Annotated in this window: 21 protein-coding genes and 1 tRNA gene; 7 read left to right on the forward strand and 15 right to left on the reverse strand. The window is 69.5% G+C overall.

Annotation, left to right across the window (positions count from 1 at the left end; all coding sequences use genetic code 11):
- Nucleotides 1-131: 131 nt before the first annotated feature.
- Nucleotides 132-1082: a M56 family metallopeptidase gene (locus ABGB17_RS09395; protein WP_347627494.1), complete on the reverse strand. Its 951-nt coding sequence runs from the start codon at nucleotides 1080-1082 to the stop codon at nucleotides 132-134.
- A complete protein-coding gene (locus ABGB17_RS09400; RefSeq protein WP_347627496.1) occupies nucleotides 1079-1453 on the reverse strand; it encodes a BlaI/MecI/CopY family transcriptional regulator in 375 nt (124 codons plus the stop codon). The genes ABGB17_RS09395 and ABGB17_RS09400 overlap by 4 nt, the downstream gene beginning before the upstream one ends.
- A gap of 282 nt (nucleotides 1454-1735) precedes the next feature.
- Between ABGB17_RS09400 and ABGB17_RS09405 the strand changes: the two genes are divergently transcribed.
- Together ABGB17_RS09405 and ABGB17_RS09410 are read left to right on the forward strand one after the other, a co-directional pair.
- Nucleotides 1736-2683, forward strand: a complete 948-nt coding sequence (locus ABGB17_RS09405) for an NlpC/P60 family protein (protein WP_347627498.1) — start codon at nucleotides 1736-1738, stop codon at nucleotides 2681-2683.
- 141 nt (nucleotides 2684-2824) lie between these two features.
- The gene (locus ABGB17_RS09410) at nucleotides 2825-3646 is read left to right on the forward strand and encodes an aminoglycoside adenylyltransferase domain-containing protein (RefSeq protein WP_347627500.1); all 822 of its coding nucleotides are present in this window, start codon (nucleotides 2825-2827) and stop codon (nucleotides 3644-3646) included.
- Between the two features lie 64 nt (nucleotides 3647-3710).
- Here ABGB17_RS09410 and ABGB17_RS09415 read toward each other — a convergent pair whose 3' ends face one another.
- From ABGB17_RS09415 to ABGB17_RS09440, 6 genes are all read right to left on the reverse strand, one after another.
- Nucleotides 3711-4352 carry a DUF305 domain-containing protein gene (locus tag ABGB17_RS09415; RefSeq protein WP_347627502.1) on the reverse strand — a complete coding sequence of 214 codons (642 nt, stop codon included), beginning with the start codon at nucleotides 4350-4352 and terminating at the stop codon, nucleotides 3711-3713.
- A 593-nt stretch (nucleotides 4353-4945) separates the two neighbouring features.
- Nucleotides 4946-6217 carry an MFS transporter gene (locus ABGB17_RS09420; protein ID WP_347627857.1) on the reverse strand — a complete coding sequence of 424 codons (1272 nt, stop codon included), beginning with the start codon at nucleotides 6215-6217 and terminating at the stop codon, nucleotides 4946-4948.
- Nucleotides 6217-7296, reverse strand: a complete 1080-nt coding sequence (locus tag ABGB17_RS09425; protein ID WP_347627504.1) for a PLP-dependent cysteine synthase family protein — start codon at nucleotides 7294-7296, stop codon at nucleotides 6217-6219. Before ABGB17_RS09425 ends, ABGB17_RS09420 begins: the two co-directional genes overlap by 1 nt.
- Before the next feature lie 783 nt (nucleotides 7297-8079).
- Nucleotides 8080-8760 (reverse strand): DUF305 domain-containing protein, encoded by a 681-nt coding sequence (locus ABGB17_RS09430; protein WP_347627859.1) that lies wholly within the window; start codon nucleotides 8758-8760, stop codon nucleotides 8080-8082.
- A gap of 560 nt (nucleotides 8761-9320) precedes the next feature.
- Nucleotides 9321-10607, reverse strand: a complete 1287-nt coding sequence (locus tag ABGB17_RS09435) for an ArsB/NhaD family transporter (RefSeq protein ID WP_347627506.1) — start codon at nucleotides 10605-10607, stop codon at nucleotides 9321-9323.
- Nucleotides 10604-11050, reverse strand: a complete 447-nt coding sequence (locus tag ABGB17_RS09440; RefSeq protein WP_347627508.1) for a CBS domain-containing protein — start codon at nucleotides 11048-11050, stop codon at nucleotides 10604-10606. The genes ABGB17_RS09435 and ABGB17_RS09440 overlap by 4 nt, the downstream gene beginning before the upstream one ends.
- A 304-nt stretch (nucleotides 11051-11354) precedes the next feature.
- Between ABGB17_RS09440 and ABGB17_RS09445 the strand changes: the two genes are divergently transcribed.
- Complete coding sequence (locus ABGB17_RS09445) at nucleotides 11355-11768, forward strand: hypothetical protein (protein WP_347627510.1); 414 nt, start codon at nucleotides 11355-11357, stop codon at nucleotides 11766-11768.
- Here the strand turns inward: ABGB17_RS09445 and ABGB17_RS09450 are convergent.
- The 3 genes from ABGB17_RS09450 to ABGB17_RS09460 form a co-directional block, all read right to left on the reverse strand.
- The gene (locus ABGB17_RS09450; RefSeq protein ID WP_347627512.1) at nucleotides 11696-12580 is read right to left on the reverse strand and encodes an SAM-dependent methyltransferase; all 885 of its coding nucleotides are present in this window, start codon (nucleotides 12578-12580) and stop codon (nucleotides 11696-11698) included. The genes ABGB17_RS09445 and ABGB17_RS09450 overlap by 73 nt on opposite strands.
- A gap of 3 nt (nucleotides 12581-12583) precedes the next feature.
- Entirely contained in the window at nucleotides 12584-13048 is a 465-nt protein-coding gene (locus ABGB17_RS09455; RefSeq protein WP_347627513.1) for a transcriptional regulator, read from the reverse strand.
- A gap of 357 nt (nucleotides 13049-13405) precedes the next feature.
- Nucleotides 13406-13491, reverse strand: a tRNA-Leu gene (locus ABGB17_RS09460).
- 106 nt (nucleotides 13492-13597) lie between these two features.
- Between ABGB17_RS09460 and ABGB17_RS09465 the strand changes: the two genes are divergently transcribed.
- The 3 genes from ABGB17_RS09465 to ABGB17_RS09475 all read left to right on the forward strand — a co-directional run bounded on the left by ABGB17_RS09465 (nucleotide 13598) and on the right by ABGB17_RS09475 (nucleotide 18116).
- Complete coding sequence (locus ABGB17_RS09465) at nucleotides 13598-14929, forward strand: M20/M25/M40 family metallo-hydrolase (protein WP_347627515.1); 1332 nt, start codon at nucleotides 13598-13600, stop codon at nucleotides 14927-14929.
- Between the two features lie 130 nt (nucleotides 14930-15059).
- On the forward strand, nucleotides 15060-15734 hold the full coding sequence (locus ABGB17_RS09470) for a hypothetical protein (RefSeq protein ID WP_347627861.1): 675 nt from the start codon (nucleotides 15060-15062) through the stop codon (nucleotides 15732-15734).
- A 687-nt stretch (nucleotides 15735-16421) separates the two neighbouring features.
- The gene (locus tag ABGB17_RS09475) at nucleotides 16422-18116 is read left to right on the forward strand and encodes a chaplin family protein (RefSeq protein ID WP_347627517.1); all 1695 of its coding nucleotides are present in this window, start codon (nucleotides 16422-16424) and stop codon (nucleotides 18114-18116) included.
- Between the two features lie 718 nt (nucleotides 18117-18834).
- Here the strand turns inward: ABGB17_RS09475 and ABGB17_RS09480 are convergent.
- The gene (locus ABGB17_RS09480) at nucleotides 18835-19020 is read right to left on the reverse strand and encodes a DUF5703 family protein (RefSeq protein WP_248959961.1); all 186 of its coding nucleotides are present in this window, start codon (nucleotides 19018-19020) and stop codon (nucleotides 18835-18837) included.
- A 248-nt stretch (nucleotides 19021-19268) separates the two neighbouring features.
- Here ABGB17_RS09480 and topA point away from each other — a divergent pair, with 248 nt between their 5' ends.
- Nucleotides 19269-21968, forward strand: a complete 2700-nt coding sequence (topA, locus tag ABGB17_RS09485) for a type I DNA topoisomerase (protein WP_347627519.1) — start codon at nucleotides 19269-19271, stop codon at nucleotides 21966-21968.
- Between the two features lie 81 nt (nucleotides 21969-22049).
- Here topA and efeB read toward each other — a convergent pair whose 3' ends face one another.
- The 3 genes from efeB to efeU all read right to left on the reverse strand — a co-directional run bounded on the left by efeB (nucleotide 22050) and on the right by efeU (nucleotide 25375).
- Nucleotides 22050-23300 (reverse strand): iron uptake transporter deferrochelatase/peroxidase subunit, encoded by a 1251-nt coding sequence (efeB, locus tag ABGB17_RS09490; RefSeq protein ID WP_347627521.1) that lies wholly within the window; start codon nucleotides 23298-23300, stop codon nucleotides 22050-22052.
- Nucleotides 23301-23319: 19 nt separating this feature from the next.
- Nucleotides 23320-24459: an iron uptake system protein EfeO gene (efeO, locus tag ABGB17_RS09495; RefSeq protein ID WP_347627523.1), complete on the reverse strand. Its 1140-nt coding sequence runs from the start codon at nucleotides 24457-24459 to the stop codon at nucleotides 23320-23322.
- 70 nt (nucleotides 24460-24529) lie between these two features.
- Entirely contained in the window at nucleotides 24530-25375 is an 846-nt protein-coding gene (gene efeU, locus ABGB17_RS09500) for an iron uptake transporter permease EfeU (protein ID WP_347627525.1), read from the reverse strand.
- Nucleotides 25376-25401: the final 26 nt, after the last annotated feature.

Consider the following 25401-nt stretch of genomic DNA (forward strand, 5'->3'; position numbering starts at 1 on the left):
GCGGCCGTGCGAAGCGTAGTGAACCGGCGGGCAGTCCCGGAGCGCATTCATTCGAGCTGCTTGATGCCGGCAGGACTGCCCTGCCATCTCGATCACATGCTGTGCGGGGACCCTGTGACCGGGATGCGTGCCTACAGGCTGAGGAGCTCGTGACAGTGGTGGGCCAGGAAGGCGCTCACGCCTGGTATCAGCGCCACGGCGGCGGGGCCGGCGAGGAGCAGGCTCACGGCGGTCACGGTGGCGAATCGCTCGTGCCGGTTGAGCGGGTTCTCCGGGCCCAGCATGCGGCGCACGCGGGTCAACGCGGTGTCGCCGCCCATGCCCATGGAGAAGGCGGGCACCCGCCCCGTCGCGAGTCGTACCAGTGCACTGGCGATGTGGATGCGCGCGTGGCGGCGGGCGGCCACGTCGTCCGCCCGGAGCTCGATCAGCCGGGCGACTTCACTGCTGGCGTGCCGGAACAGCGGCACGCACGGGAAAGCCCGCGAAAGGATCTCCCCGGCCGCCACCACGAGGTCATGCCGGCCACGTAGATGAGCCCGCTCGTGGGCCAGAACGGCCGCCAACTCCTCCGGCGGCAGGGATCGCAACGCTCCTGTCGTGATGACCGTCTTACCTTCTCCACCCGGCAGGCAGTAGGCGATCGGCTCGACGTGGTCGAGCACGACCGCTCCCAATGCCCTGTCGTGCTTGCCGAGCAGGCACAGCATCTCCGTGTGCTCGTGCCGCTCGCGGCGGGTCCTCAGCAGCACGGCCGCGGCGCAGTACGCCAGACGGCCCCCGACCAGACCACCCGATGCGGCGACGATCATCAATTCCGTGGGAGTGACGGAGGCTCCGTGAGACAGGAGTGCGGCGCAGACCTCGAAGAGGTCGGCGATGCCGTGCCCGACCACGGAGGCCGGTATGGCGGCGGCCAGTATGGCGAGGACGGCGGACGTGAGCACCGAGACGCATGCCGCGTGCCACATCGCGATGGCGAGACGCGGTGCCCGCTCGGCCCAGTTGCCACGGCCCAGCAACCGCGGCAGGGTCACCGCCCCGAGCAGGGCGTACAGGCCCAGGACCATCGCGACGATCACGGACGACTGCCTTTGGGTGGGTACACCTTGAGCGCGGCCTCCAGCGCGTCCGCCTCCTCAGGGCTCAGCCGCTCCAGGAAGTGCACCAGCGTGGCGGCCTGATTGCCACCGTTGGCAAGCGTCGTGCGCATCAGCTCGGCGGTGTAGGCCTCCTTGCTGGCGACCGCCTCATAGACGTACGCCCGGCTGACCTGCTTACGGCGGAGCAGGCCCTTTTTGTGCAGGTTGTCCATCACGGTCATCACGGTCGTGTAGGCGATCTGCCGTTCCTGCTGGAGGTCTTCGAGCACGTCCCTGACCGACGCCGGTCGCCGGTAGGACCACATGCGGTCCATCACCACCGACTCAAGGTCTCCAAGGCCCCGCACCATCAGCCAACCTCTCCCGTGTGCCGTCCGGCCAATGCTATCGACCCTCGTAGACGGCCACAGGTCTGTGCGCGGTCACGGTGAGGTCGCAGATACGAGCCACATTAGCGGGCCGACCCGCCCATGTGGCGAATCTGACCTGCGGCGACGGTGCTCAATGTTCGTAGTTGCTGCTGCGACCCCTACGTACCTTAGTAGGATCGCGCGGCAGGTTCGGTAAAGCGAGAGCAATACAGGGATGGTGCTGCTTTGGTCGTGCGCCGCGTGAGACGGAGCGCCGTGTCGGTGACCGCCGTCATGATGGCGGTCCTGCTCGGGCAGGGAAGCGCGGTCGCCGAGCCGCGTCCGACGGTGGCCCAGGCCGAGGCGAGACTGGCCAAGCTGGAGGACAAGGCCGACCAGATGGTCGAGCGGTACAACACCGCGGCGGAGAGGTACAAGGCGTCGAAGAAGAAGTACGACCAGCTCAACGCGCAGCTCAGAACAGAACTGACCAGGGTGGCGGAGCTGCGCGAGAACCTGGTGGCGACCGCCGTGGGCACCTACCAGTCCGGTGACACACTGCTCTGGCTGGGGTTCACCGACCAGCGGGATCCGGCGGCGATGCTGTCCGGGCTGGCGGCAGGCAACCAGATCGCCGCCGGGCGCGACCGCGTTCTGCGCGAGTTCGACGTGGCGAACCGGGGGTTGCGCGACAAGCGCACCAAGGCCAAGGCGGCCTTCGACGAGGCCGGTGACGTCCTGGAAGAGGTTCGCGACGAGCGCGAGAAGGTCGAGAAACTCGTCGGCGAGCAGGAACGTCTGCTGCGCCGCCTCAACCGGTTCAACGCCGGCGACCCCAACAGCACAGGGGTCAAGTACACCGGCCCCGCCTCCGGCAACGCCCGTGTGGCCCTGCAGTTCGCCTTCGCCCAGATCGGCAAGCCCTACCGGTGGGGCGCCACCGGCCCCGGCTCCTATGACTGCTCGGGCCTCACCCAGGCGTCGTGGGCGAAGGCGGGGGTGAGCCTGCCCCGCACCACCTACACCCAGTGGTCCTGGGGTGCGAGTCGCCGCGTCTCCCTGGACGCGCTCCAGCCGGGTGATCTGCTGTTCAGCCGGGGGCTCGGCCACATGGGCATGTACGTCGGCAGCGGCAAGATGATCCATGCTCCCCGCACGGGCGACGTGGTCAAGGTCGTCCCGCTGGACGACTACTGGCGCGGACGCCTGCTCGGCGCCGTCCGTCCCTGAGGCAGGGGGGCGACTTCGGCCTGACGCTCCGGCCCGGGAGCACGGCGCTGTCGATGTCCGGCTCCCGCGTGATCGTCGCGGTCGGCGCGCTCATGCTGAAGCGCCTCCGCCGTCCGGGTCGTCCGGAGTAGTTTGCGGCGTATGCTGCATCAATCCCTGGACCCTCTCGTCGCCGATACGGTCGGCGCCTACCTGGAGGATGTCGACGCGCAGGCCCCCGGGCTGGTGGAAGGGCTGTACCTGGTCGGGTCGGTGGCGCTGGGCGACTTCCGGCCGCGAGTCAGCGATGTCGACTTCGTGGCGGTGACCTCGGTCCGGCTGGACGACCCCGCGCTCGCCACTCTGGCAGGAGTCCACGAACGGCTGAAGCGGCGCCGGCGCAGGCCGTACTTCGATGGCGGTTACATCACCTGGGACGACCTGGCCGGCGCACCCGCGAGCAGCGGTCCGGGTGCGAGCGTCCACGAGCACCGCTTCCGTTCCACACACGGGGGAAGTGACCCGGTGACCTGGCACACGCTCGCCCATCACGGCATCGCCTTGCGTGGCCCCGAACCGGGAGACGTCAAGGTCCGCGCCGACCGCGAGGAGTTGGTCGCCTGGACCGACGCCAACCTGGACGATTACTGGCGTCGGTTGCTGGAGCGCGCCTCCCGGCTTCACCGTCGCTGGGGGATGGCCATGCTCGTGCCCTACAGCGTGGTGTGGGTCGTGACCGGGATCTCTCGCATGCATCACACGATCGCCACCGGCCGCATCATCTCCAAGACCGGTGCCACGGCCCATGCGATCGAGGCGTTCCCCGAGCGGTGGCACCGGGTGGTGGCCGAGGCGGCGCGCGTGCGCCGCGGTGAGCCGGGCCGCTCGCTGTACCGGTCCCCGCTGTCCCGGCGCCGTGACGTCCTGGCGTTCGGTGACATGGCCATCAACGAGGCGCACCGCCTCCGAGCCGCCGGAACCTGAGCGCTTCCGCGTACGTCGGGAAGCGTCCTAGGGCGCATCCTGGATGCGCCCCAGGACGTGTGTGCTACTTGGACTGAAGCATCTGCTTCATGGTGCCGATCTCCGCCGTCTGGCTCGTCACGATGGTGGCGGCCAGCTCTCTGGCAGGTGCGTAGGCCCCGGAATCCCGCTCCTTCTCGGCCATGGCGACCGCTCCCTCGTGATGCTCGATCATCATCGTGAGGAATGCCTTGTCGAAGGCGCTGCCCGACAGGTCTTCGAGCTCCTTCATGTCGTCGGCCGACATCATGCCCTCCGTGCCGTGCCCCATTGAGGACATGTCGTCATCCGGGACCTTCATGTTCCAGGCGGTCAGCCAACCGCTCATGGTGGTGATCTCGGGCTCCTGGGCGGCCTCGATCTGCTCGGCCAACTGCTTGACGTCAGGGCTGGAGGCCCGCGAGTCGGCGAGCTTGGCCATGTCGATCGCCTGCCGATGATGAGGGATCATCATCTGGGCGAACATCACGTCCTGCTCGTTATGGTCCGCCACCGTAGTGCCGGTGGCGCCGCTGGTGGGAGGGGCGGACGGCGACGCCGTCGAGGACATGCCATGGGTGCCGCCGGCCTGCTGACCGTGGCCGCTGCCCGACGCCTGTCCACCGCAGCCGGTGGTGAGCAGGCCGGCCACAGCCAGAGCGGCGGAAGCGATGACGAGACGATTCATCTGAACAACTCCGTGGTTCGGCTGGGTGACTGATCTTTGGGCGGCCGCAGACCGCCGCGGAGGATGTCACCGCCGAAGGACGCAGAGTTGCGCGAGGGTCGGCCCCCGTGACAGGAGCATCGGCCCAGCTCTGGGAACGAGTCGGCTGTGGACGAGAGGAGTGATGCCCGAGCTCATGCCGAGCGCCCCGGTCATGAGGAAAGCCAACGCCGCCGTCAGAAGTAGGGCGAGGCAGACTTCCCCGCCACCGTGTCCGTCATGGGCGGGCATCTGCCGGCCGTGGTCGTCGGCGCCTGTGCCATGAGACGGCATGCCCTCCTGGGAGACATGCATGCTCCAGACGCTGGCCATCTGGGCCGGCCCCGGCGTGGGCTGAACGCCGTGCATGGCGAACACCCCAGCAACTAGTGCACATAGTAGAACCTGCCTGGCAATGACCAGGCCGATCACCTCGGATGTGCTGCCCCCGACCACGGAACCAGCCTAGCCGGTATCCCAGGAGCTACTATCCACCTCCGGAGAATTCGGCGAATCTCTGCTGGGTCGCTCCTGATGATCCTTGTTCCGTCGCCGACTATGCCAGGGGCCGCAGATCATGCCTTGACGGACGGGGCGGCGAGGGCGTTCATCCTGCCGCTGCGGGCGAGAGCCCGCACGCCTACGGCGCATGCTCCACCCAGGGCCACCAGGCCCCACCACGGGAGGCTTTGCGCCGAGTCCCCGCCCGCATCGAGCGCGGCGCCGGTGAGGACGTTGCCCGCTGCGATCCCGACCCCAGACACCGTGCTGTAGAAGCCGTAATAGGTGCCGACCATGCGGTCGCCCCCGAACATCGCGATGGTCGCCATCTCGAAGGGGTGGACCATCATCGTCGCGATGGTGAGCAGGGCCGTCGTCACCAGCACGGGAGTGAGCGCGAGGGCGTAAGTGACCGGCGAGGCATCGACGGCGGGGTTCCACGGCAGAGACGTGGTGATCGCGAGAGGAAGGAAGGACACCCCCATGAGCGCGAGCCCTCGTACGATGGCCTGCTGCGCGCTCCACCGCGATCTCATCCATTCGGTCAGGTGGACCTGGCCGAACATCGCCAAGGCGCCGGACAGCACGAAGAGAAGCGTGACACCCAGTTCGCCAGAGGTCAGGCGCCGAATCTCGATGGGCAGACCGAGGTAGATCTGGAAGTTGAGCACGTAGGACCCGATCATGGCGAGGGAGAAGAGCAGGAAGCCCTTGTTCGCCACCACCTGCCGCCAGTCGCCGAACATCGTGCCTCCCGCTTCCCGCCTGGCGCCTCCCCTGGCCGGGAGGGCGCGCGCTTGTGCCGCGGCGAGCACGGCGAAGAGAGCGGCTGCCACCAGACAGGTGACGCGGAATGCCAGCCCCTGGAGCAGCAACCCGATCAGCGGTCCGATCAGGATGCCCATCTGGTAGAAGACGTTGAACGCGGCGAAGGCCTCCACCTTGCGCTCCCCGGACTCCTCGGCCAGATACGCGCGTGCGGCAGGGTTGAAGAACGCGCCGGCGAGTCCCGTCAATGCGGAGGCCACGATGAGCATCGGTACGGAGTCGACCAGGCCCAGCATCGCGAAGCCGATCGTCCTCAGGGCCAGGCCGGTCAGGATCATCGGCTTGTAGCCGATCCGGTCGGCCAGGCTGCCTCCGATGAGGAACATGCCCTGCTGGCTCAGGTTGCGGACGCCGAGGATGAGACCGACCAGCCAGACGGCGAGCCCCAGATCACCGGACAAGTGGTTCGCGAGATAGGGCATCAGCATGTAGAAGCCGATGTTGATGGTGAGCTGGTTGACCAGGAGCAGCTGAACCGGCCGGTTGAAGGACCGGATCTGCGCGGCCGTCGTCTTCATCACCGGCCCCCCTGGCTCGGGTCGACGACATCGGTGCACCGAGTCCAGCGCAGCACTTCGATCTCGCCCGAATGCGCGATCTCGTCCGGTTCGGGTTCCGGCTTGGTGTCGAGCAGACCGCTCTTCGCGCAGTAGGCGTCGTTGAAGACGGTGTCGAAATAGCGTTCGGGCCCGTCGGGGAAGACCGCGGCGATACGGGTTCCCGAAGGCTCTGTCCTGGCGACCCAGGAGGCGACGAGCGCGACGGCGCCCACGCTCCACCCTCCCGTGGCGAAATTGGCCTTGGCGAGACGGCGGCTGCTCCAGATGGCCTCACCAGGGGCCACCCAGTGCACCTCGCTGAAGGCGTCGTAGGCCACGTTGCCCGGATAGATGCTGCTCCCGAGTCCGCGCATGAGGCGGGTCCGCGCCGGCTGTCCGAAGATCGTCGAACCGATGGTGTCGACCCCCACCAGTCGCACGCCGGGGCACAGGTGGCGAAGCACGGTGAAGACACCGGCACTGTGACCTCCCGTGCCCACACTGCACACCAGGACGTCGATCCGGCCGAGTTGGGCGGCGAGCTCGACGGCCAGACCTTCGTACGCGGTCACGTTGTCGGGGTTGTTGTACTGGTCGGGGCAGTAGGCACCCGGGTGACGCTTCAGGAGTTCGCGCACTCTCGCACAGCGCGCCGCCTGCCAGCCGCCCGTTCGATGAGGCGCGTCGACGAGCTCGATCCGTGCGCCGTACGCGCGCAGCAGGCGGTCCATCAGCGGTTCCATGCCAGGATCGCTGACAAGGATCACCGGATGGCGGTACAGGATGCCGGCCAGGGCGAGCCCCAGCCCGAACGTTCCGCTGGTCGACTCGATGACAGGTCTTCCCGGTGCGAGGTCTCCTCGCAGGCGGGCTTGCTCGATCATGTACTGGGCCGGGCGGTCCTTGATCCCGCCTGGGTTGTACCCCTCCAACTTCGCCCAGAAGCCGCGTTCTCCTCCGGACCAGAGTTCCGGGATCCAGAGCACGGGTGTGTTCGCGATCAGATCGCGCGGGGTGGGGCAGCGCGCGGCACGCGCCATGGCTTGCGTGACTTCCATGGGAGATTCCTCAACGTCGCATGAGAAGGGCGGGTGCGAGGGCGCGACCGTGCGACGTGGTACTGACAATCGTTCAGCGTGAGAGGGCACGGTCGACGCCGGCCCTCCTAGATGCGCGACTGGCAGAGCAGATTGAGGAGACTCGTCCCTGAATGGGCTGATGAGCCTGGCAGCGGATAGTAGGACGTACTGGGTGCGGCGTTGGGCCCCTCCGAGGCGGACGCCATCGAGAGCACAAGAACACCCGCGAGCGGGGGAGCGGGAGCGACAAGATCGTGGTGACCGTTACCTGCCTGGAGAGCGGGTGTATCACACGCCGCGTAAGGCTCGGGATGTGCCGGCTCGTGACGTGAATGACCATGATCGGTCAGCGTGACGCCCGTCTCCTGTGCGGAGAAGTGGTCCGCGTGGTCGTGGTGGACCATTACGCAGACGACGAGGGCTACCGCGATCAGCGCTGCGATCAAGCCGAACCACACCCCAGGCCGCCCAGGGCGCAGTGTGGAGAATGGCTTGACCCGTACGTTCACAGGCCACCCAGGCTACATAGCCAAACGTATATCACTACCCAACCGAAGGTAATATCGGTTCGCGATACTCCTGGTACCGCCCTTGGTTGCGCAAGGCCGGCGCCGTCGGCGATCGGCCGGGGCAGGGCTCCCGCATGCTCTACTACCTACCTTCGTAGCCAGAGTGAACACGGTGCGCCCGGCGTTCCGACTGCTGCGGGGTGCAGAGTGAACCGCGCATCCGCGTGTCCGCAGGCCGAGGAAAGGGACCTGTCTAACCGCCTCGGAGCAACTGCCTCATCTGGCTGATCTCGGCGGCTTGGCGTGATGCGATCGTGGCGGCCAACTCTTTGGCAGGATCGAACCTCCCGGAGTTCTGCTCCTGTTCGGCCATGCTGATGGCCCCCTGGTGATGCCTGACCATCATGGTGAGGAAGGCCCTGTCGAAAGCGGTCCCTGAGCGGCGTTCCAGGTTGTTCATCTCCTCCGGGGACATCATGCCGTACATGCCGCGCATGGCGTGGTCCATCGACGGCATGTCACCGCTGGGAGCCTTGCGCCCCCAATCGGCGAGCCAGCCGTTCATGGTCCGGATCTCGGACTCCTGCTCGGCCAGGATCTGCTTGGCGAGGTCCTTGACCTTGGAACTGGACGCGCGTTCGTCGGCCATCTCGGCCATGACGATCGCCTGGCGATGGTGGGGAATCATCATGGTCGCGAACATCACGTCCTGCTCGTTGCGTTCTTCGGATGTACTCCCCGGAGAACCGGCGGTGGTGGCGACGGAGATCGCCGGCAGGTTGAGGGCGGCCTCGCTCCCGCCGGCCGTGGCGAGCAACCCGGCGGTGGCGAAGGCGACTGAGGTAAGAATGAGACGGTTCATGGCGAAGATCTCCGTGCGGACAAAAACGGCGCCGTGGACGACCGTCACCGGAGCGGATGAGGTCACGAACATCACCTGCGGCGACGCCGTACAGAAGTCATACCCGCTCCCGGAGTTCTGTATTACACCTGTGTGACCGTTTTGTCCCCTTAGGTGGTTGTCGTATGGCGATTCCCACCGCCGTTGGCGATCGCCGGGGGTCGAGAATCCCATCATGAACGTCCGATCGGTCAGGCTCGGCGCCGTCCTCGGTGGCGAGGCGTCCCCTATGCACCGCTGGCAGGTGTTGCATCCACAGGTAGGGGGCGACGAGCGTGACGGTGATCACCGTGACGATCGGGCCGTACTTGGTGAACAGCCAGGCAGGACCAGGGAGATCGGAGCCGCCTCACATCCCGCGCATCCGGCCCGGTGCACCTGCTCGATTCTGGCGACAGCCGAGGCGACGCCGTCCTCGCAGGACAGCCGCTCGCTGAGCGCGCGTGCCGACGGCGCCGAAGCCGACACCGCTTCGGTGATGGCTTGGGCCACCGCGCCGGCTGTGGGACGGCGTCCCATGACGGGAGGAGCGATGGCCCCCGCACTGACGTCGATGATCAGGCCGGGGTGGTGAGGTTTCCGGATATCACTCATCACATCAGGTAGCGCAGCCACAGGTAGGGCGCCACCAGGGCGACGGTGACCACGGTGACGACCAGGCCGTACTTGGTGAACTGCCAGAAGCTGATCGGGGTACCGTTGCGAGCGGCGATGCCGAGCACGACGACGTTGGCGGCGGCGCCGACGGCGGTGGCGTTGCCGCCCAGGTCGGCGCCGAAGGCCAGCGCCCACCACAACACCTGCGCGCCCTCACCGCCCGCGTGCACGAGTTGCTCCACGATCGGGCTCATGGTGGCGACGTAGGGGATGTTGTCCACGATGGCCGACAGCATGGCCGAGGCGCCCAGCAACCCCATCGTGGTCAGCTCCAACCGTCCGCCGGTCACCTCGACGGCGGCCTTGGACAGTCCTCCGATGACGCCGGTCTCGACCAGGCCACCGACCATGACGAACAGCCCGGCGAAGAACACCAGCGTGGGCCACTCCACCTCACTGATGGCGTTCTCGGTGGTGACTTTGGTGACCGCCACCAGCACGCCGGCGCCCAGCAGCGCGACCACCGACGGCTCGTAGTGCAGCACCGGATGCAGCACGAACGCGGCCATCACCAGCGCCAGCACCGCCAGCGACTGCCACAGCAGCCGCCAGTCGGCGATGGCCTCCCGCTCGTCCAAGGCCATGACATCCGCGGCCCGTTCCGGGTCGTGGCGGAGCGATCGGCCGAACAGCAGCCAGCACAAGGCGACGAACACCGCCATCAAGACGACGACCATGGGCGCCATGTGGATGAGGAAGTCGTTGAAGCTCAAGCCTGCGCGGCTGGCGATGATGATGTTGGGTGGATCGCCGACCAGGGTGGCCGCGCCGCCGATGTTGGACGCCATCGCCTCGGCGATCAGGAACGGCACCGGGGAGACCGCCAGCCGCTCACACACCAGGAACGTCACCGGTGCGATCAGCAGCACGGTGGTGACGTTGTCCAGCAATGCCGAGGCTCCCGCGGTGATCAGCACCAGCAGCACCATCAGCCGGAACGGCCGGCCGCGGGCGCGTTTGGCGGCCCAGATCGCCAGGTACTCGAAGACGCCGGTCTCCTTCAGCACGCCGACGATGATCATCATGCCGAGCAGCAGGAAGATGACGTTCCAGTCGATGCCGGTGTGCTCGGAGAAGAACGCGGCCTCGGCGCCGGTGGCGTGGATCAGCAGCATGATCCCGGCCCCGCCCAGCGCGGCGGCGACCCGGTGGACCTTCTCGGTGGCGATCAGCGCGTAGGCGGCCACGAACACCGCCACGCTCGCCCAGGCGAGCACGCTCACGCGGCGAGCATCCGATCCAGCAGCGCCTGCAGCGTCACCGCCCCTACCAAGCGGCGGCCGTCGCCGAGGATGGCGACCAGTGGGCTGCGGGTGCGCGCCATCAGCGCTGCCAGCTCCAGCACCGTGGCGTCGGGGTCGGAGACCGGCAGCTCGCGCCGCTGCCGCGGCAGGGCCTCGCGTACGGTCCGCCCGGCGAGGCCGTCCAGGAAGCGGTCGGCGTGCGCCTCGTCCACCACCCGCGCCAGCGTCGGGTCGTCCTGGCAGTAGGTGGGCACGGCCAGGCGCAGCACCTCGGTGCCGGGCAGGATGGTGAACGGCGCACCGTCGTCACCGATCACGATGATGCCGGGCAGATCTTGGTCGGCCAGCATCCTGGCCGCGTCGATCACCGGGGAGTCGAGCCCGACCGTGGGGAAGTCGGCAAGCAGATCCAGAGCGCGCACAAGCACATCCTTGAGGTCAACGGGACAAGGACCTGCCGACCAGACTTCCCGGCGCACCTGCAGACAACGTATCAGGGCCCGTCAAGGTCACGGCCCCGCCCACACGAGGCAGGTCACGGCGCCGCCTCGCTCGGGGAGCCGGCGGGCATGCGCCTGGGCGAGCTGGGCCTGGAGTTCGGCCTCGGCGTCCTGATCGGGGTGGCGATCCCGTGCGCGGCGTTCAAGTCGGAGCAGACGCGCTGGTTTCGGCCTCCACCGCCTACGAGCCGCTCACCGTCCGCCCATCGACCTGCTCGTGCCGGCCGTGGGCACGGCCACGCACGGCAACCTGTTCCTGGCCGCCTTCTCCGCCGGCATCGCCGTGGCGACCTTCAGACAGCGGCAGCGCGCGTCGTTCGAGCACTTCCGCGAGCTGATCGCGGAAATCTACAAGCTGGCCGCGCTGCTGGTGTTCGGCGCGCTCATCACCCCGGCCCCGCTCGGCGCGGTGGGCCGGCAGGGCCGGCTGTTCGCGATCCTCGCGCTGGTGGTGGCCCGGCCGGTGGCCATCTGGCTGTCGTTCCTGCGCTCCGGCCTGACCATGCGCGAGCAGGCGGCGGGCCGCTCACCGAGCACCCGCAAGGCCCTCCCCTCAGCCCAGAGCAGTCACCGTTTCCCGGCGTCGACGAAGCGTTCGATTTCCATGATCGGCAACTCGCGGCCGGCCGGCTCCAGGTAACGCGCCCGGTATTCGGCGGCACCCACCTGCTCACGCTCCACCCAGCCGAAGCGTCCCAAAAGGGGGCCGACCTCGTCCGGCGCCAGGCCGAACCGCCACACCCGCCGCTTGCCCACGAACTCCTCATGCAGCGCCGCCGCGCCGTACCCACCGTTCTCGAGGAAGTCGGCCAGCACGTACGTGAACAGCAGCCGGCTCCCCGGAGCGGCCTGGGACAGGAACGCCAGGGTGGCGTGCACGGCCTCCTGGGTCAGGTACTGGGTGACCGCCTCCCACACGAAAACCGCCGGCCGATCGGCCTGGAACCCGTGCCCGGCCAGCACCGTGGCCAGTACGTCGGCCAGATCGGCGGTCTCGAAGTCCACCTCGATCAGCCGCACCCGCTCCGGCGCGCCGCCGGGCATCGCCCGCAGCCGCCGCCGCTTGCCGGCGACGTTCGCCGGCAAGTCCAGCTCGTAGGCGCGCCCGCCGGGCGGCGTCAGCCTGCACGCCCGCGTGTCCAGTCCCGCCCCGAGCACCACGAGTTGCTCGATCCCGGCGCCGAAGGCTTCGGCGACCTTGTCGTCGGCGTACCGCTTGCGGCACAGCACGCCGCCCCACACGCCCGGCGCACGCTTGTCCGACGCGTCGGCCATCCACGCGCGCACGGCCTTCCACCGGCACAACCGGACGGTCACGCGCGCGGCCGGCGGCAGGAACCCGGCCGCGAGACCGTCCTCGACCAGACGGCGGCCGGGCGGCTCGTACTGCTCGACAGCGGCGATCACCATCGGGCCGAGCGCCGTCCGCGCCGCCGCGGACCTTCGTGCCATGCCTCATCCCTCCGCTTGGCCGCACCCTGGCGGGGGCGGCGCGTCGTCGAACACTTTGGCCATCCACTCGAACGTGGCATGCGCCTGCCGCATCCGCACGTCACGGCCCTCCTCCGGCCCGGCCAGCGCGAGCCCATCCCGCGTGATGTCCAGAAACGCGGCGATCGAGGCGACCTGCCGCTGCACGACGACCGCCCAGGCGTCCTCCGCCATCCGGTAGTAGACGGTGCGATCACCCGGCCGGGTCCGCCAGGTGAGAAAGCCCATGCTCGTCAGCAGCCGCAGGTTCGAGGTCAGCGAAGCCCGGCTGGCACCGATCGCCGTACTGATCTGCCCGGCGGACTGCTCGGCCGGATCGCAGATCATCATCCATCCCAGCACCCGACCGGCGATCGGCGGTACCCCGTCGCGCGCCAGGTACATGGCGACGCGTTCCACCCACTCCAGCACCGGCTCCTCTCCGGTCACACCGATCCGCCTCCCCCTTTTGCAGTTATTTCAGTATGAGCTAAAACTCATGTATCGATCAAGAACGCCCCCGAAGCGGGGCGTGCCGCCGGAGAGCCGGGGAAGTCTGGCCGCCCCGCGACGCCCGCCGTCACACCGTCCGCTACCTGGCCGAGTACGGGCACGGCGTCCGCGGGGTCACCGACGTCATCGCTGAAGCGGCCCGGTGAAAGATCGTGGACTGTGATCGCAAGCCGGCTCAGCACCGAGCCGCCCTGGAAGCCGGTCACGGATCGGGCCGCGGCTGATCTACCGGCCCCAGAAACGACTAGTGGAGGCACGGATCTCTCCGGACCTCCACATGTGCAAAAAGGTACGTGTCCGAGGGGGGACTTGAACCCCCATGCCCCGTTAAGGGCACTAGCACCTCAAGCTAGCGCGTCTGCCTATTCCGCCACCCGGACTGGGGTGCTTGGACGAGGGGTGTCCTCGTCGGCTGGACCAGGTTAGCAAACTTCGGGGGGTGGTTGATACGGGGTGGGATGTGGAGGGGGGGTGGGTGGGTGGAGGATGGGGGGTGGTGTCTGTGGAAGGAGGGCTTCGGTGGGTGGGATCAGGGCTGAGGATGAGGTTGTTGGGCTTTGCCGGGATTTGATTCGGATTGATACGACGAACGCGGGGGACAACGCGGGGCCGGGGGAGAGGGTGGCCGCGGAGTATGTGGCGGAGAAGTTGGGGGAGGTGGGGGTTCGGGCTCAGGTGTTGGAGTCGGCCGGTAGGAGGGCCAATGTGGTGGCGCGGGTCGAGGGGGTGGATCCGGGGCGGGACGCGTTGGTGTTGCATGGGCATCTGGATGTGGTGCCGTTCGACGCGGGGGACTGGAAGTTGCATCCCTTGAGTGGGGAAGTGGCGGACGGGTGCGTCTGGGGGCGGGGGGCGGTGGACATGAAGGACATGGACGCCATGATCCTCGCGGTGATGCGGCAGCGGCTCAGTGAGGGGCGGCGGCCGCCTCGGGACGTGGTGTTGGTGTTCACGGCCGACGAGGAGGCGGGGGGCGAGTACGGGGCGCAGTGGCTCGCTCGGGAGCACAGGGAGCTGTTCGAGGGGTGTACCGAGGCGATCGGGGAGGTCGGGGGGTTCAGTGTCTCCGTCGAGGAGGGGCGGCGGCTGTATCTGATCGAGGCGGCGGAGAAGGGCATCGCGTGGATGCGGCTGACGGCGGCGGGGCGCGCGGGGCACGGGTCCATGCTGAACAGTGACAATGCCGTCACCGAGCTGGCCGAGGCGGTCGGGCGGATCGGGCGGTACGAGTGGCCGGTGCGGGTGACGCCGACGGTGCGGGCCTTCTTCAAGGACGCGTTTGACATCGAGATCGACGCGGTGGACGCGGCCGCCGCCGTCAGCAAGCTGGGGCCGCTGGCGCGCATGGTGGGGGCCACGCTGCGGAACACCGCGAACCCGACGATGCTGGCGGCGGGGTACAAGGCGAACGTCATCCCGCAGGTGGCGACGGCCCATGTGGACGGGCGGTTCCTGCCGGGGTACGAGGAGGAGTTCTTCGCGACGATCGACGAGCTGCTCGGGCCGAACGTGACCAGGGAGTTCCTGTACCACGACGTGGCGGTCGAGACGTCGTTCGAGGGGAACCTGGTACGTGCGATGTCGGACGCGCTGCGGGCCGAGGACCCCGAGGCGCGGCCGGTGCCGTACACCCTGTCGGGGGGCACGGACCTGAAGGCTTTCAGCCGGCTCGGTATCAGGGGGTTCGGCTTCGCGCCGCTGCGGCTGCCGGCGGACCTGGACTTCTCGGGGATGTTTCATGGCGTGGACGAGCGGGTTCCGGTGGATTCGCTGCGGTTCGGGGTGCGCGTCCTTGACCGTTTCCTCGACGCGTGCTGACTTGTTGCGGGAAAAGGCGTTGCCGTCACTCCAAGTGCTGCTAACGTGACTTTCCGTTGAGGGGTTGGTCCGAGATCGGCCCTGCGGAAGCTGGGCCGATCGAGGAGTTCGGGGAGGTCACGTGGCACGCATGCCGGATGGGCGGCGGACGGCGGAAGCGCCGTCCGTGGTCCGGCTCGTGCCCGTGACCGCTCCGGGCGATCAGATCCCGGCGGTCGTCACGCGGGTGGCCCGGATGGCGCGGTTCGCGGCCGGCGCCCGGTACGGTCGCTGGCTCGCCGTCGGCGGGCTGATCGCGGTGGGCTGGCTCCTGGCGCTGGTCTTCGGTCTCGGCGCCGGCCCCGCGGCCGCAGCGGTCGTGGAGGCTCACATTCCCGCGGGGCACGTGACCCCCGTCACGGTCGTCGAGGCGGGCGATACCGCCGACGCCGCCGATGCCGGGGGGCCGCGCTCCGCCATCTTCACAACCCCTCATGTCGCGACCGGGCCGGCTTCGGCCGGCGGTTTCCCCACGGTGAGCGACATCGTCCCGGCGGACGCCGGGGCCATCGCGGGGCGTACGGTGGACGGGCTGACCAGCCAATCCACGCCCGCCCCGTCCCCGCCCTCCACCGCCGAGCACTCGGCGGGGGTCTACGGCTTCGTGCCGCGCTACGGCGGGTCCGGCCTTTCGGGGCTCGGTCTGGGGGACGTCGCACGTTCTGTCGTCGTCCCGCGGCCGATGGTCGCCCGGGTCGGCCTGGCGCGTGCCGCCGTCCCGGTCGTCCGCACTGTCGCGGACGATCCTTCCTTCTCTCCTGACTGATCTCACCGCTGCGCCGGTCCGGGCCTGACGTGTGCCGGACGGCCGCCGCGGAGCGTGTCGGCGAACAGCCGGGCTCACTGGAGTCCATCTCGCCCTCTCCGCTCTGGTGAAGTCTCAGTCTCACGTCACAGCAGGTCACAGCGGGTCACGGTGACGACCCCGGAGGAGATCCGGGGGCGGGCCGGGTGAAAGAGTTCGGCGCGGCACGGTGTGAGGTGTGCGGCCGGTCTCGCCAGGCTGATCGCCGTACTGCTCACGATGCGGTCAACGTACCGCCCGTGCTGCGGGCAACCGTCCGCGAGGGCGGCAACCGTCCGCGAGGGCGGCAACCGTCCGCGAGGGCGGCAACCCTTGCGAGGGCGGCAACCCTCCGCGACGGCGGCGAGCGCCGAGGTGCGGTAGCCGTCCGAGGTCTGGGCTGCTTTCGCTCGTGGTGCGGGTGCTGCGTCGTCGTGGTGTGGTTCGCCGCGCTGCCGGCGGTGCGGGCGCCGATGTCGGTCGTGGGTGCGATGTCGTTCCGCTGAAGGTGTGGTCCCGGTCGCGGCGCGGATCCTCGTTCCGGTCGCGGTGCGGTCGTCGTGGGCTGTTCGCCGGGTTCGGGTGCACCGGATGGTTCGCGGCGGCGGTGTGATCGTGGCCCGCTCGTGGCTTGCACAATCTCCCCCCAAGATCAAGGAGCGTTCTGTTATGCGTATGTGGGCGAAAGCCACTGCCCCCGCCTTCCTGGCGGTCGGTGTCATGGCCCTCAGTGGTGGCACGGCTCTGGCCGACACCTCCGGTACCGGTTCGATCGGTGGTGGGAACCAGGTCAACCTGCCCATCAACCTGCCGGTGGACATCAGCGGCAACGCCGCGGCGGTGGCCGGTGAGTCCCGGGCCTCGTCGCAGGGCGGCGCGTCCGTCCAGGGCGGCTCGGGGAGCGTCCCGGGGAGCACCTCGGGGCGGGGCAGCGTGCTCGGCGGCAACCAGGTGAACGCCCCGATCAACGCGCCGATCAACGCGTGCGGCAACGCCGTCTCGCTGTTCGGGCGGTCGGACGCCCGCTGCCGGGGCGGTGCGGCGGTGAAGCGGTCCGGCGCCGGCGGCACGGGCGGCAACCGTACGGACGGGCGCAGCAGCGTGCTCGGCGGCAACCAGGTGAACGCGCCGATCAACGCGCCGATCAACCTGTGCGGGAACTCCGTCGCGGTGTTCGGCGAGGCCACCGCGGGCTGCGTCGGCGGTGCCGTCGTCAAGGGCGGCGGCGCGAGCGGGGCGGGTGGCAACCGGACGTCCGGGCGGTCGTCCGTGCTCGGTGGCAACCAGGTGGTCGCGCCGGTGACCGCGCCGATCAACATCTGCGGCAACTCGGTCGCGCTGCTCGGCGACGCGTTCTCGGCGTGCCGCGGCGGCGCCAAGGTCAAGGGCGGCAACGGCGGGTACGTCGGTGGCGCGGCCGGGCGCGGAGTGGGTGGCAACTCCACCGACGGGCGGCACAGCGTCGGGGGCGGCAACCAGGTCGTGGCGCCGATCACGGCGCCGGTGCTCGTGTGCGGCAACGTGATCGGTGGCGGGCGGCAGCGCTGCGAGGGCGGCGTGCACGTCCCGCCGGCGGGCAGCGGGAGCGGGGCCGGAGGCAACCGGACGTCCGGGCGGTCGTCCGTGCTGGGCGGCAACCAGGTCGTGGCGCCGATCGCCGCCCCGGTCAACGTCTGCGGCAACGCGGTCGCGGTGGTGGGCGACGCTTTCGCCTGGTGCCGCGGCGGGGCCTCGGTGCGGCGGGGCGGCGGGGCGAACGCCGGCGGGAACAGCACCTCCGGGCGGTCGTCGGTGCTCGGGGGCAACCAGGTCGTGGCGCCGATCGCCGCGCCGGTCAACGTGTGCGGCAACGCGGTGGCGGTGCTCGGGGACGCGGCCGCCGGATGCCTCGGCGGCGCGAGCGTCGGCCACAACGGCGGCGGGCACGGGTACGCGCGGAGCTCGGGGGCGGTGACGGAGAGGCAGGCCGGGGAAGGGCTGCTGCCTGTGCTGCCGCTGGCGCCCGAGCGGCGTGCCTCGGCCACTCACCAGCAGGCGGGGAACCCTCTGCCGCCCGGCGGGGAGAAGCCGGTTCTGCCGGAGCTTCCCGTCGTTCCCGGCCAGAAGGCCGGGGTCCCGGTGGGCGGGGATCCGCTGGCTCCCGTCAAGAACGTCGTCGACGGCACTCCGGTGGGAGGGCTGGTCAAGAACGACTCCCTGGGCGATCTGCCGGTGGGGAAGGCCGGGCTGATGAGCGCCGAGCAGCCGCTCGGGGTCGTGGGCATGAACGCTGCCTCGCTGGCCGCGCTGCTCGGGGGTGCCGTGTTCGCCGCGGCGGCCATGGTGTTCGCGGCCGGTCGGCGGCTGCGCCTGCGCCGCAGGTGAGCTGAGGCGGTCCCTCGGACCGGGAACTCCCGGTCCCCATGGACGCTCCGCCGTCGCGGGTCCTGGTGCCTGGTGATGCTGGGCTCACCTTGAGCCGGGGCTCGCACGGCGGAGCACAAGAGCTTTGCCCGCTTCCGGGGGCGCGGCCCGGGGCGGGCAAAGCCATGTCCGGGTTTGTTCATGAGCGGCCGGTCTTCCGTACGGTGCCGGGTTCGCCGTGCCGCGGCGCGCTGTCTGCGGCTGGACCGGGTGACGCCGTCGCGGCGCCGGGGGTCTGTCTCGGCCCAAGCGGGCCGGCGCGGGCGGGCGGTGGCCGGTTTCTCGCCGTATGGAGGCGCCGGGTTCGCCGTGCCACGTCTCGCCGTCGCGGCGCCGATCGAGGGAAGTGGAGAGGCGGGTCGAACGGCCCGTCGGTTGGTGCGGCCCGTCAGTCGGTGTGGCCCCGTCAGTCGGTGTGGCCCCGTCGGCCGGTGTGGCCCCGTCGGCCGGTGTGGCATGTCGGCCGGTGCGGTCTCTCGGCCGGTGTGGCCCGTCGGCCGGTGCGGTCTCTCGGCCGGTGTGGCCCGTCGGCCGGTGCGGTCTCTCGGCCGGTGTGGCATGTCGGTCGGTGTGGTGGGTTGGCGTTGTGGAGTGGGGTGGGGAAGAAAGTGGGGGCGGTGGGGGTTGGAAGGGGGGGAGCGTGCGGGGTGGGGTGGGGTTACAGTGGGGGCGGTGCGGGTCAGAGGGTGCTGGCTACTCTGAGGATCTTTCGGCGTAGTCGGACGTGCCTGCGGCCGTCGGGGTACAGGCGCAGGCGGTCGAGCTCCCAATGTCCGTATTCGGCATGCTCGGTGAGGACCCGCCGAGCGGTTTCCCGGGTGGTCCCGCGCGGGAGATACAGGTCCAAATAGGAGTATTCGAGCACTGCGATTAGTCTCCGGAAGGGTATGCAAGGGGACGCTGGCACTGTCTGGGCTCTATTCTGCGTCCTCGTGGGTATCGGGTCCAGGTAGGTGGAACGCCGGCAAGTGACCTGGTAGTCCGACGGGGTGAGGAATCCGGCGACGGGTTACCTTCATGCCTGTGCGGGATCGCCGGCAACGCGCGGACCGCGCAAGCGGGCCGGGCCGATCCGGCTCGGGAACGACAGCGAACAGCGAGGTAGGAAGCAGCGTGCCAGCCAACAACGGCAACGCCGGCGGAACCCGCCTGGTGATCGTGGAGTCGCCTGCCAAGGCGAAGACCATCGCCGGGTACCTCGGGCGCGGCTACATCGTGGAGTCCAGCATCGGTCACATCCGTGACTTGCCGGAGCGGGCCGATGACATTCCCGAGAAGTTCAAGAGCGAGGCATGGGCCCGCCTCGGGGTGAACGTGGACCATGAGTTCGAGCCGCTTTATGTCGTCAACCCGGACAAGAAGTCCCAGGTGTCCAAGCTCAAGCAACTCCTCAAGGACGCCGACGAGCTTTACCTGGCCACTGACGAGGACCGGGAGGGCGAGGCCATCGCCTGGCACCTCCAGGAGGTCCTGAAGCCGAAGGTGCCGGTGCACCGCATGGTGTTCCACGAGATCACCCCTCAGGCGATCCAGGACGCCGTGTCCAACCCCCGTTCGCTGAACCTCCGCCTGGTGGACGCCCAGGAGACCCGCCGCATCCTCGACCGTCTGTACGGCTACGAGGTCAGCCCGGTGCTCTGGAAGAAGGTCAAGCCCCGCCTGTCCGCCGGCCGCGTGCAGTCGGTGGCCACCAGGCTGGTGGTGGAGCGGGAGCGCGAGCGCATCGCGTTCACCTCGGCCGCCTACTGGGACCTCGCGGCCCTGTTCGACGTGGGCCGCGACGAGGACCCGCGCAGCTTCAACGCCACCCTGACCGGCGTGGACGGCCGGCGGGTGGCCCAAGGCCGCGACTTCGCCACCACGGGTGCCCTGAAGTCCGCCGACGTCCTCCACCTGGACGAGCAGGCCGCCCGCGCCCTGGCCACGCGCCTTGAGGGCGCGGCCTACAGCGTGACGTCGGTCGAGAGCAAGCCGTACACCCGCCGTCCGTACGCCCCGTTCCGCACCACCACGCTGCAGCAGGAGGCCAGCCGCAAGCTCGGTTTCTCCGCCAAGTACACGATGCAGGTGGCGCAGAAGCTGTACGAGAACGGCTACATCACCTACATGCGTACCGACAGCACCACCCTGTCGGAGACCGCCCTGGCCGCCGCCAGGAGCCAGGCTGTGCGGCTCTACGGTGCCGAGTACGTCCCGGACAAGCCCCGGGTGTACGCGAGCAAGGTGAAGAACGCCCAGGAGGCCCACGAGGCGATCAGGCCCTCTGGGGACGAGTTCCGCACGCCGGGCGAGACCGGCCTGTCCGGCGACATGGTGCGGCTGTACGAGCTGATCTGGCAGCGCACGGTGGCGTCCCAGATGAAGGACGCCACCGGCGAGTCGGTGAGCGTGCGCATCGCCGGCACGTCCAGCACCGGCGAGCGGGTGGAGTTCGGCGCGTCGGGCCGCACGATCACCTTCTACGGCTTCCTCAAGGCGTACGTCGAGGCCACCGACGACCCGTCGACCGACCGGGACGACTCGGTGAGCCGTCTGCCGAACCTCGCCGAGGGCGACCCGCTGACGGCGCTGGAGCTGTCCGCCGAGGGCCACTCCACCCGGCCGCCGTCGAGGTTCACCGAGGCGTCGCTGGTCAAGGAGCTGGAGGACCGCGAGATCGGCCGGCCGTCGACGTACGCGTCGATCATCGGAACGATCCTCGACCGCGGCTACGTCTTCAAGAAGGGCACCGCGCTGGTGCCGTCCTTCCTGGCGTTCGCGGTGGTCAACCTGCTGGAGCGCCACTTCGGCCACCTGGTGGACTACGACTTCACCGCCGAGATGGAGAAGGTCCTCGACGACATCGCCAACGCCCGCGCGGAACGGGTGCCCGAGCTGCGCCGTTTCTATTACGGCGAGCAGGGGGACGGCCTGAAGGAGCTGGTCAGCGACCTCGGCGAGATCGACGCCCGCGAGATCAGCTCTTTCGCGATCAAGGACACGGACATCGTGATCCGGGTCGGCCGCTACGGCCCGTACCTCGATCGCGACGGGGCCCGGGTGAACGTTCCCGAGGACCTCGCGCCGGACGAGCTGACCGCCGAGAAGGCGGAGGAGCTGTTCAACCAGCCCAGCGGGGAGCGTCTGCTCGGCCCGGACCCGGTGAGCGGGCGTACGGTCGTGGCCAAGACCGGGCGTTTCGGGCCGTACGTCACCGAGGTGGTGCCCGACGACGAAGCCCCTGCGGACGGCAAGAAGCGTGCCAAGAAGGACGCCAAGCCGCGCACCAGTTCGTTGCTCAAGTCGATGTCCCTGGACACCGTCACCCTTGAGGACGCGCTGAAGCTGCTGTCGCTGCCGCGTGTGCTGGGCGAGATCGACGGCGAGGAGGTCACCGCGCACAACGGCAAGTTCGGGCCGTACATCAAGAAGGGCACGGACTCGCGGTCGCTGGCCTCGGAGGACGAGCTGTTCACGATGACGGTCGAGCAGGCCAAGGAGCTGTTCGCCCAGCCCAAGCAGCGCGGCCGCCGGGCCGCCGCCGCGCCGCCGCTGCGGGAGCTCGGCGCCGACCCGGTCTCCGGCAAGCCCGTGGTGGTCAAGGAGGGCCGGTTCGGGCCGTACGTGACCGACGGGGAGACCAACGCGTCGCTCCGCAAGGACGACTCGGTGGAGCAGATCACCATCGAGCGGGCCGCCGAGCTGCTCGCCGATCGTCGTGCCCGCGGGACCACGACCAAGCGTCCCCCGGCCAAGACGGCGGCCGCCAAGGGCGGTGCCAAGGCGGGCACGAAGACGAGCACGAAGACCGGTGCCAGGGCAGGCACCAAGTAACCAAGAAACAACGAAACGGCCATTACCGAAATTTCGGTAATGGCCGTTTCGTTGGCGTGGCCCTCAGGGGCCCGAAAAGGCTCAGGCGAACAGCGTGCGCCCCCAATAGTCCCCCGCGTCCCGCAGCCCCGGCGGGCAGGCGAACAATCCGCTGGAGACATGCTTGATGTACTCGTTGAGCACGTCCTTGCGCGCCAGTTCCCGCTGGATCGGCACGAAATGGGTACGCGGGTCGCGCTGGTAGGCGATGAAGAACAGCCCGGCGTCCAGGCGCCCGAGCCCGTCCGAGCCGTCCACGAAGTTGTAGCCGCGCCGCAGCAGCCGCGCCCCGCCGTGGGTGGTCGGGTGGGCCAGCCTGATGTGCGCCTCCATCGCGATCACCGGCTCGCCGTCCGGTCGCTTGGCGGCGAAGTCGGGCTCGTCGAACTCGCCCTTCTTGCCGAGCGGCGCTCCGGCGCCCTTGTCCCTGCCGAAGATCAGTTCCTGCTCGCTGAGCGAGGTGCGGTCCCAGGTCTCGATGTTCATGCGGATCTTGCGGGTGACCAGGTAGCTGCCGCCGGCCATCCAGGCGGGCCCGTCGCCGGGCGCCACCCACACGTGGTCCCGGAGCATCGCGGTGTCCTCCAGCTTGACGTTGGAGGTGCCGTCCTTGAACCCCATGAGGTTGCGCGGGGTCGCCTGGGCGCGTGAGGTGGACGAGGTGCGGCCGAAGCCGAGCTGCGACCACCGCACCGACACCTTGCCGAAGCCGATGCGGGCGAGGTTGCGTACGGCGTGCACGGCGACCTGGGGGTCGTGGGCGCAGGCCTGGACACAGATGTCGCCGCCGGAGATCTCCGGCAGCAGGGCGTCGCCGGGGAAGTGCGGCAGGTCGGCCAGCGCGGCGGGTTTCTTGGCGGCGAGGCCGAACCGGTCGTCGAACAGCGAGGCCCCGAAGCCGATGGTGAGCGTCAGCCCGGACGCGGGCAGGTCGAGGGCCTCGCCGGTGTCGTCCGGCGGGGCCTCGGGGTGGCCGCCGACCGCGCCGAACGTGCCGGCGTCCTTGCCCTGGGTCATGCGGGCCGCGGCGGCCGTCCACTCCTGGAGCATCTCGACCAGTTCGGCGCGGTCCTTGGTGATCACGTCGAAGGTGATGAAGTGGAGACGGTCCTGGGCGGGCGTGACGATGCCCGCCTGGTGGTCGCCGTAGAAGCTCACCGGGTCGGACGTGGACGCCGCCGCGGCGGGCGGCGGCCCTTCGAGGACGCTGCGGGCCGCCAGGGCACCGGCCCCGGCGGCGGCCACGCCGGCCGCGCCGAGGCCGAACAGCTTGCGGCGGTTGATCCCGGTCATGGGGCACCCACCTCCACGGTCACTGGGCCACCACCGCGGCCACCTTGCTGATCGGCTCGGCGAGCGCGTTGATGGCGTCGGACAGTTCCTTCAGGTCGGTCTTGGACAGCTCGGTGTGGAGCTTCCAGCCGTCACCCTTCTGGTGCTTGCCGAGGGTCGCCTCGGCGGCGGCGAACTTCTCGTTCAGCGTCTTGGCCAGGGCCGGGTCCCGCTCGTCCAGCACGGGGCGCAGCGCGGCGACGGCCGCCTGCGAGCCCTCCAGGTTGGCGGCGAAGTCCCACAGGTCGGTGTGGGAGTAGCGGTCCTCCTCACCGGTGATCTTGCCGGTGGCGACCTCGTCCAGCAGCTCCTTGGCGCCGGTGGCGAGCTTGAGCGGCGAGAGCTCCTCGCTGTTGGCCAGCTCGACGATCTTCTTGACGTCGGCCATCAGCTTGTCGGCGAGCGGGCCGTCCTTGCTGATGTCCTTCTCCACCCACAGATCCTTCTCGATCTTGTGGAAGCCGGTCCACTCGGCGCCGGGCTCGACGCCGTCCTCGCGGGCGTCGATGGCCGGGTCGAGGTCGCCGAACGTCTCGGCCACCGGCTCGATGCGCTCCCAGTAGGTGCGCGACACCGGGTACAGGGCCTTGGCCTTGTCGATGTCGCCCGCCTTGACGGCGTCCACGAACTCCTGGGTCTTGACCAGCAGCGCGTCAGTCTGGCTCTTGACGTAGCGGCCGTAGTCCTTGGCCGCCTGGGCGAGCTTGGCGTCGTCGGACAGCTTCACGGCGGTGCCGCTGACCTTCAGCGGGCCGCGGATGCCCTTGCCGATCATGCCGGGCTTGCACGCGGTCTCGTACGTCCCCGCGGGCAGCTCGATGATCACCTCGCGGGTGAGGCCGGGCACGATGTTCTCCACCTCGCCCATCACCCGCTCGCCCGCGGCGTAGACGTAGAACTCGGTGACCTTGGTGCCGTTGTTGGTGACCGCGAACGTCGAGGTGCCGGCGGGCAGCGACGTGGAGCCGACCTCGCAGGTGGTGTCGGTGGCGGCCACGGCGATCTTGCCGGGCTTGCCTCCCGCCTGAGCGGCCGTACCGCCCTCGCCTCCCGGCGACGAGCAAGCGGCGAGTCCGGCCAGGGCCAGGGCGCCCGCGGTGAGTGCAAGGGGCGTACGCATGGTTCTCCAGTTCACGGTGTTCGCGGTGGCCGCGCCCGTCTGCTGCGGCCGGTGGTGGGAGGTTCGAGGTTCAGGACGAGGCGGCGGCCGGCGCCTTGGCGGGTGTGGCGCCGGGCCTGTTGCGCGCCGGGAGCAGGAAGAGCGTCAGGACCGGCACCAGGTAGGCGACCCACGCGATCATCTCGAGGATCGTCGGCTGGGGAGTGAAGTTGAACATGCCGCTGAGCAGCGTCGTGTACCAGGCGTCCGGGGGCAGCACGCCGCTCAGGTCGAACGCCGGGGAGGTGAACACGGTGATCACGCCGGCCTCGAACAGGTCGTGCACGCCGTACTTGAAGATGCCCGCGGCGACCAGGATCAGCAGCAGGCCGGTCCAGGTGAAGAACTTGGCGAGGTCGATGCGCACGGCGCTGGCGTACAGGGCCCAGCCGAGCACCACCGAGGTGGCGAGGCCGAGCAGGATGCCGGTGAGCGGTGCCGCGCTGGTGGTGGCGCCCTGGGCGGCGGCGAAGAACAGCAGGGCCGTCTCCAGGCCCTCGCGGGCGACGGCGAGGAAGGCCATGACCACCACGGCGGTGGAGCCGAGCTTGATCGCGTCGCTCAGCTTGGCCTTCAGCTCCCCGGACAGGCGGCGGGCCGCCGAGCGCATCCAGAAGATCATGAAGGTGACGAAGACGGTGGCGGCGATGGAGGCGACGGCGTCGAACAGCTCCTGCTGGCGGTAGTCGAGCTGGGCGGCGGTGAACGTGAGCAGCGCGCCGAAGCCGACCGAGAGGGCGACCGCGGCCGCGACACCGGCCCAGACCAGGGGGAGCCGGTCGCGGCGGTCGCTCTTGACCAGGAATGCGATGAGGATGGAAACGACGAGGGTCGCCTCCAGGCCCTCCCGCAACCCGATGAGATAGCTGGCGAACACCCGGTCCCCCTACGACATGCTTAGCC

This window comes from Sphaerisporangium sp. B11E5 (assembly GCF_039871875.1).
Lineage (GTDB): Bacteria > Actinomycetota > Actinomycetes > Streptosporangiales > Streptosporangiaceae > Sphaerisporangium.

Bases quoted from the DNA above. Each gene is read 5' to 3' on its own strand.
- efeB (WP_347627521.1), bottom strand. From the start codon at position 23,300: ATGACCGGGATCAACCGCCGCAAGCTGTTCGGCCTCGGCGCGGCCGGC.
- ABGB17_RS09450 (WP_347627512.1), bottom strand. From the start codon at position 12,580: ATGGCACGAAGGTCCGCGGCGGCGCGGACGGCGCTCGGCCCGATGGTG.
- ABGB17_RS09415 (WP_347627502.1), bottom strand. From the start codon at position 4,352: ATGAATCGTCTCGTCATCGCTTCCGCCGCTCTGGCTGTGGCCGGCCTG.
- ABGB17_RS09425 (WP_347627504.1), bottom strand. From the start codon at position 7,296: ATGGAAGTCACGCAAGCCATGGCGCGTGCCGCGCGCTGCCCCACCCCG.
- efeO (WP_347627523.1), bottom strand. From the start codon at position 24,459: ATGCGTACGCCCCTTGCACTCACCGCGGGCGCCCTGGCCCTGGCCGGA.
- ABGB17_RS09475 (WP_347627517.1), top strand. From the start codon at position 16,422: ATGCGTATGTGGGCGAAAGCCACTGCCCCCGCCTTCCTGGCGGTCGGT.
- ABGB17_RS09470 (WP_347627861.1), top strand. From the start codon at position 15,060: ATGCCGGATGGGCGGCGGACGGCGGAAGCGCCGTCCGTGGTCCGGCTC.
- ABGB17_RS09420 (WP_347627857.1), bottom strand. From the start codon at position 6,217: ATGAAGACGACGGCCGCGCAGATCCGGTCCTTCAACCGGCCGGTTCAG.
- ABGB17_RS09465 (WP_347627515.1), top strand. From the start codon at position 13,598: ATGGGGGGTGGTGTCTGTGGAAGGAGGGCTTCGGTGGGTGGGATCAGG.
- ABGB17_RS09400 (WP_347627496.1), bottom strand. From the start codon at position 1,453: ATGGTGCGGGGCCTTGGAGACCTTGAGTCGGTGGTGATGGACCGCATG.
- ABGB17_RS09410 (WP_347627500.1), top strand. From the start codon at position 2,825: ATGCTGCATCAATCCCTGGACCCTCTCGTCGCCGATACGGTCGGCGCC.
- ABGB17_RS09430 (WP_347627859.1), bottom strand. From the start codon at position 8,760: ATGTTCGTGACCTCATCCGCTCCGGTGACGGTCGTCCACGGCGCCGTT.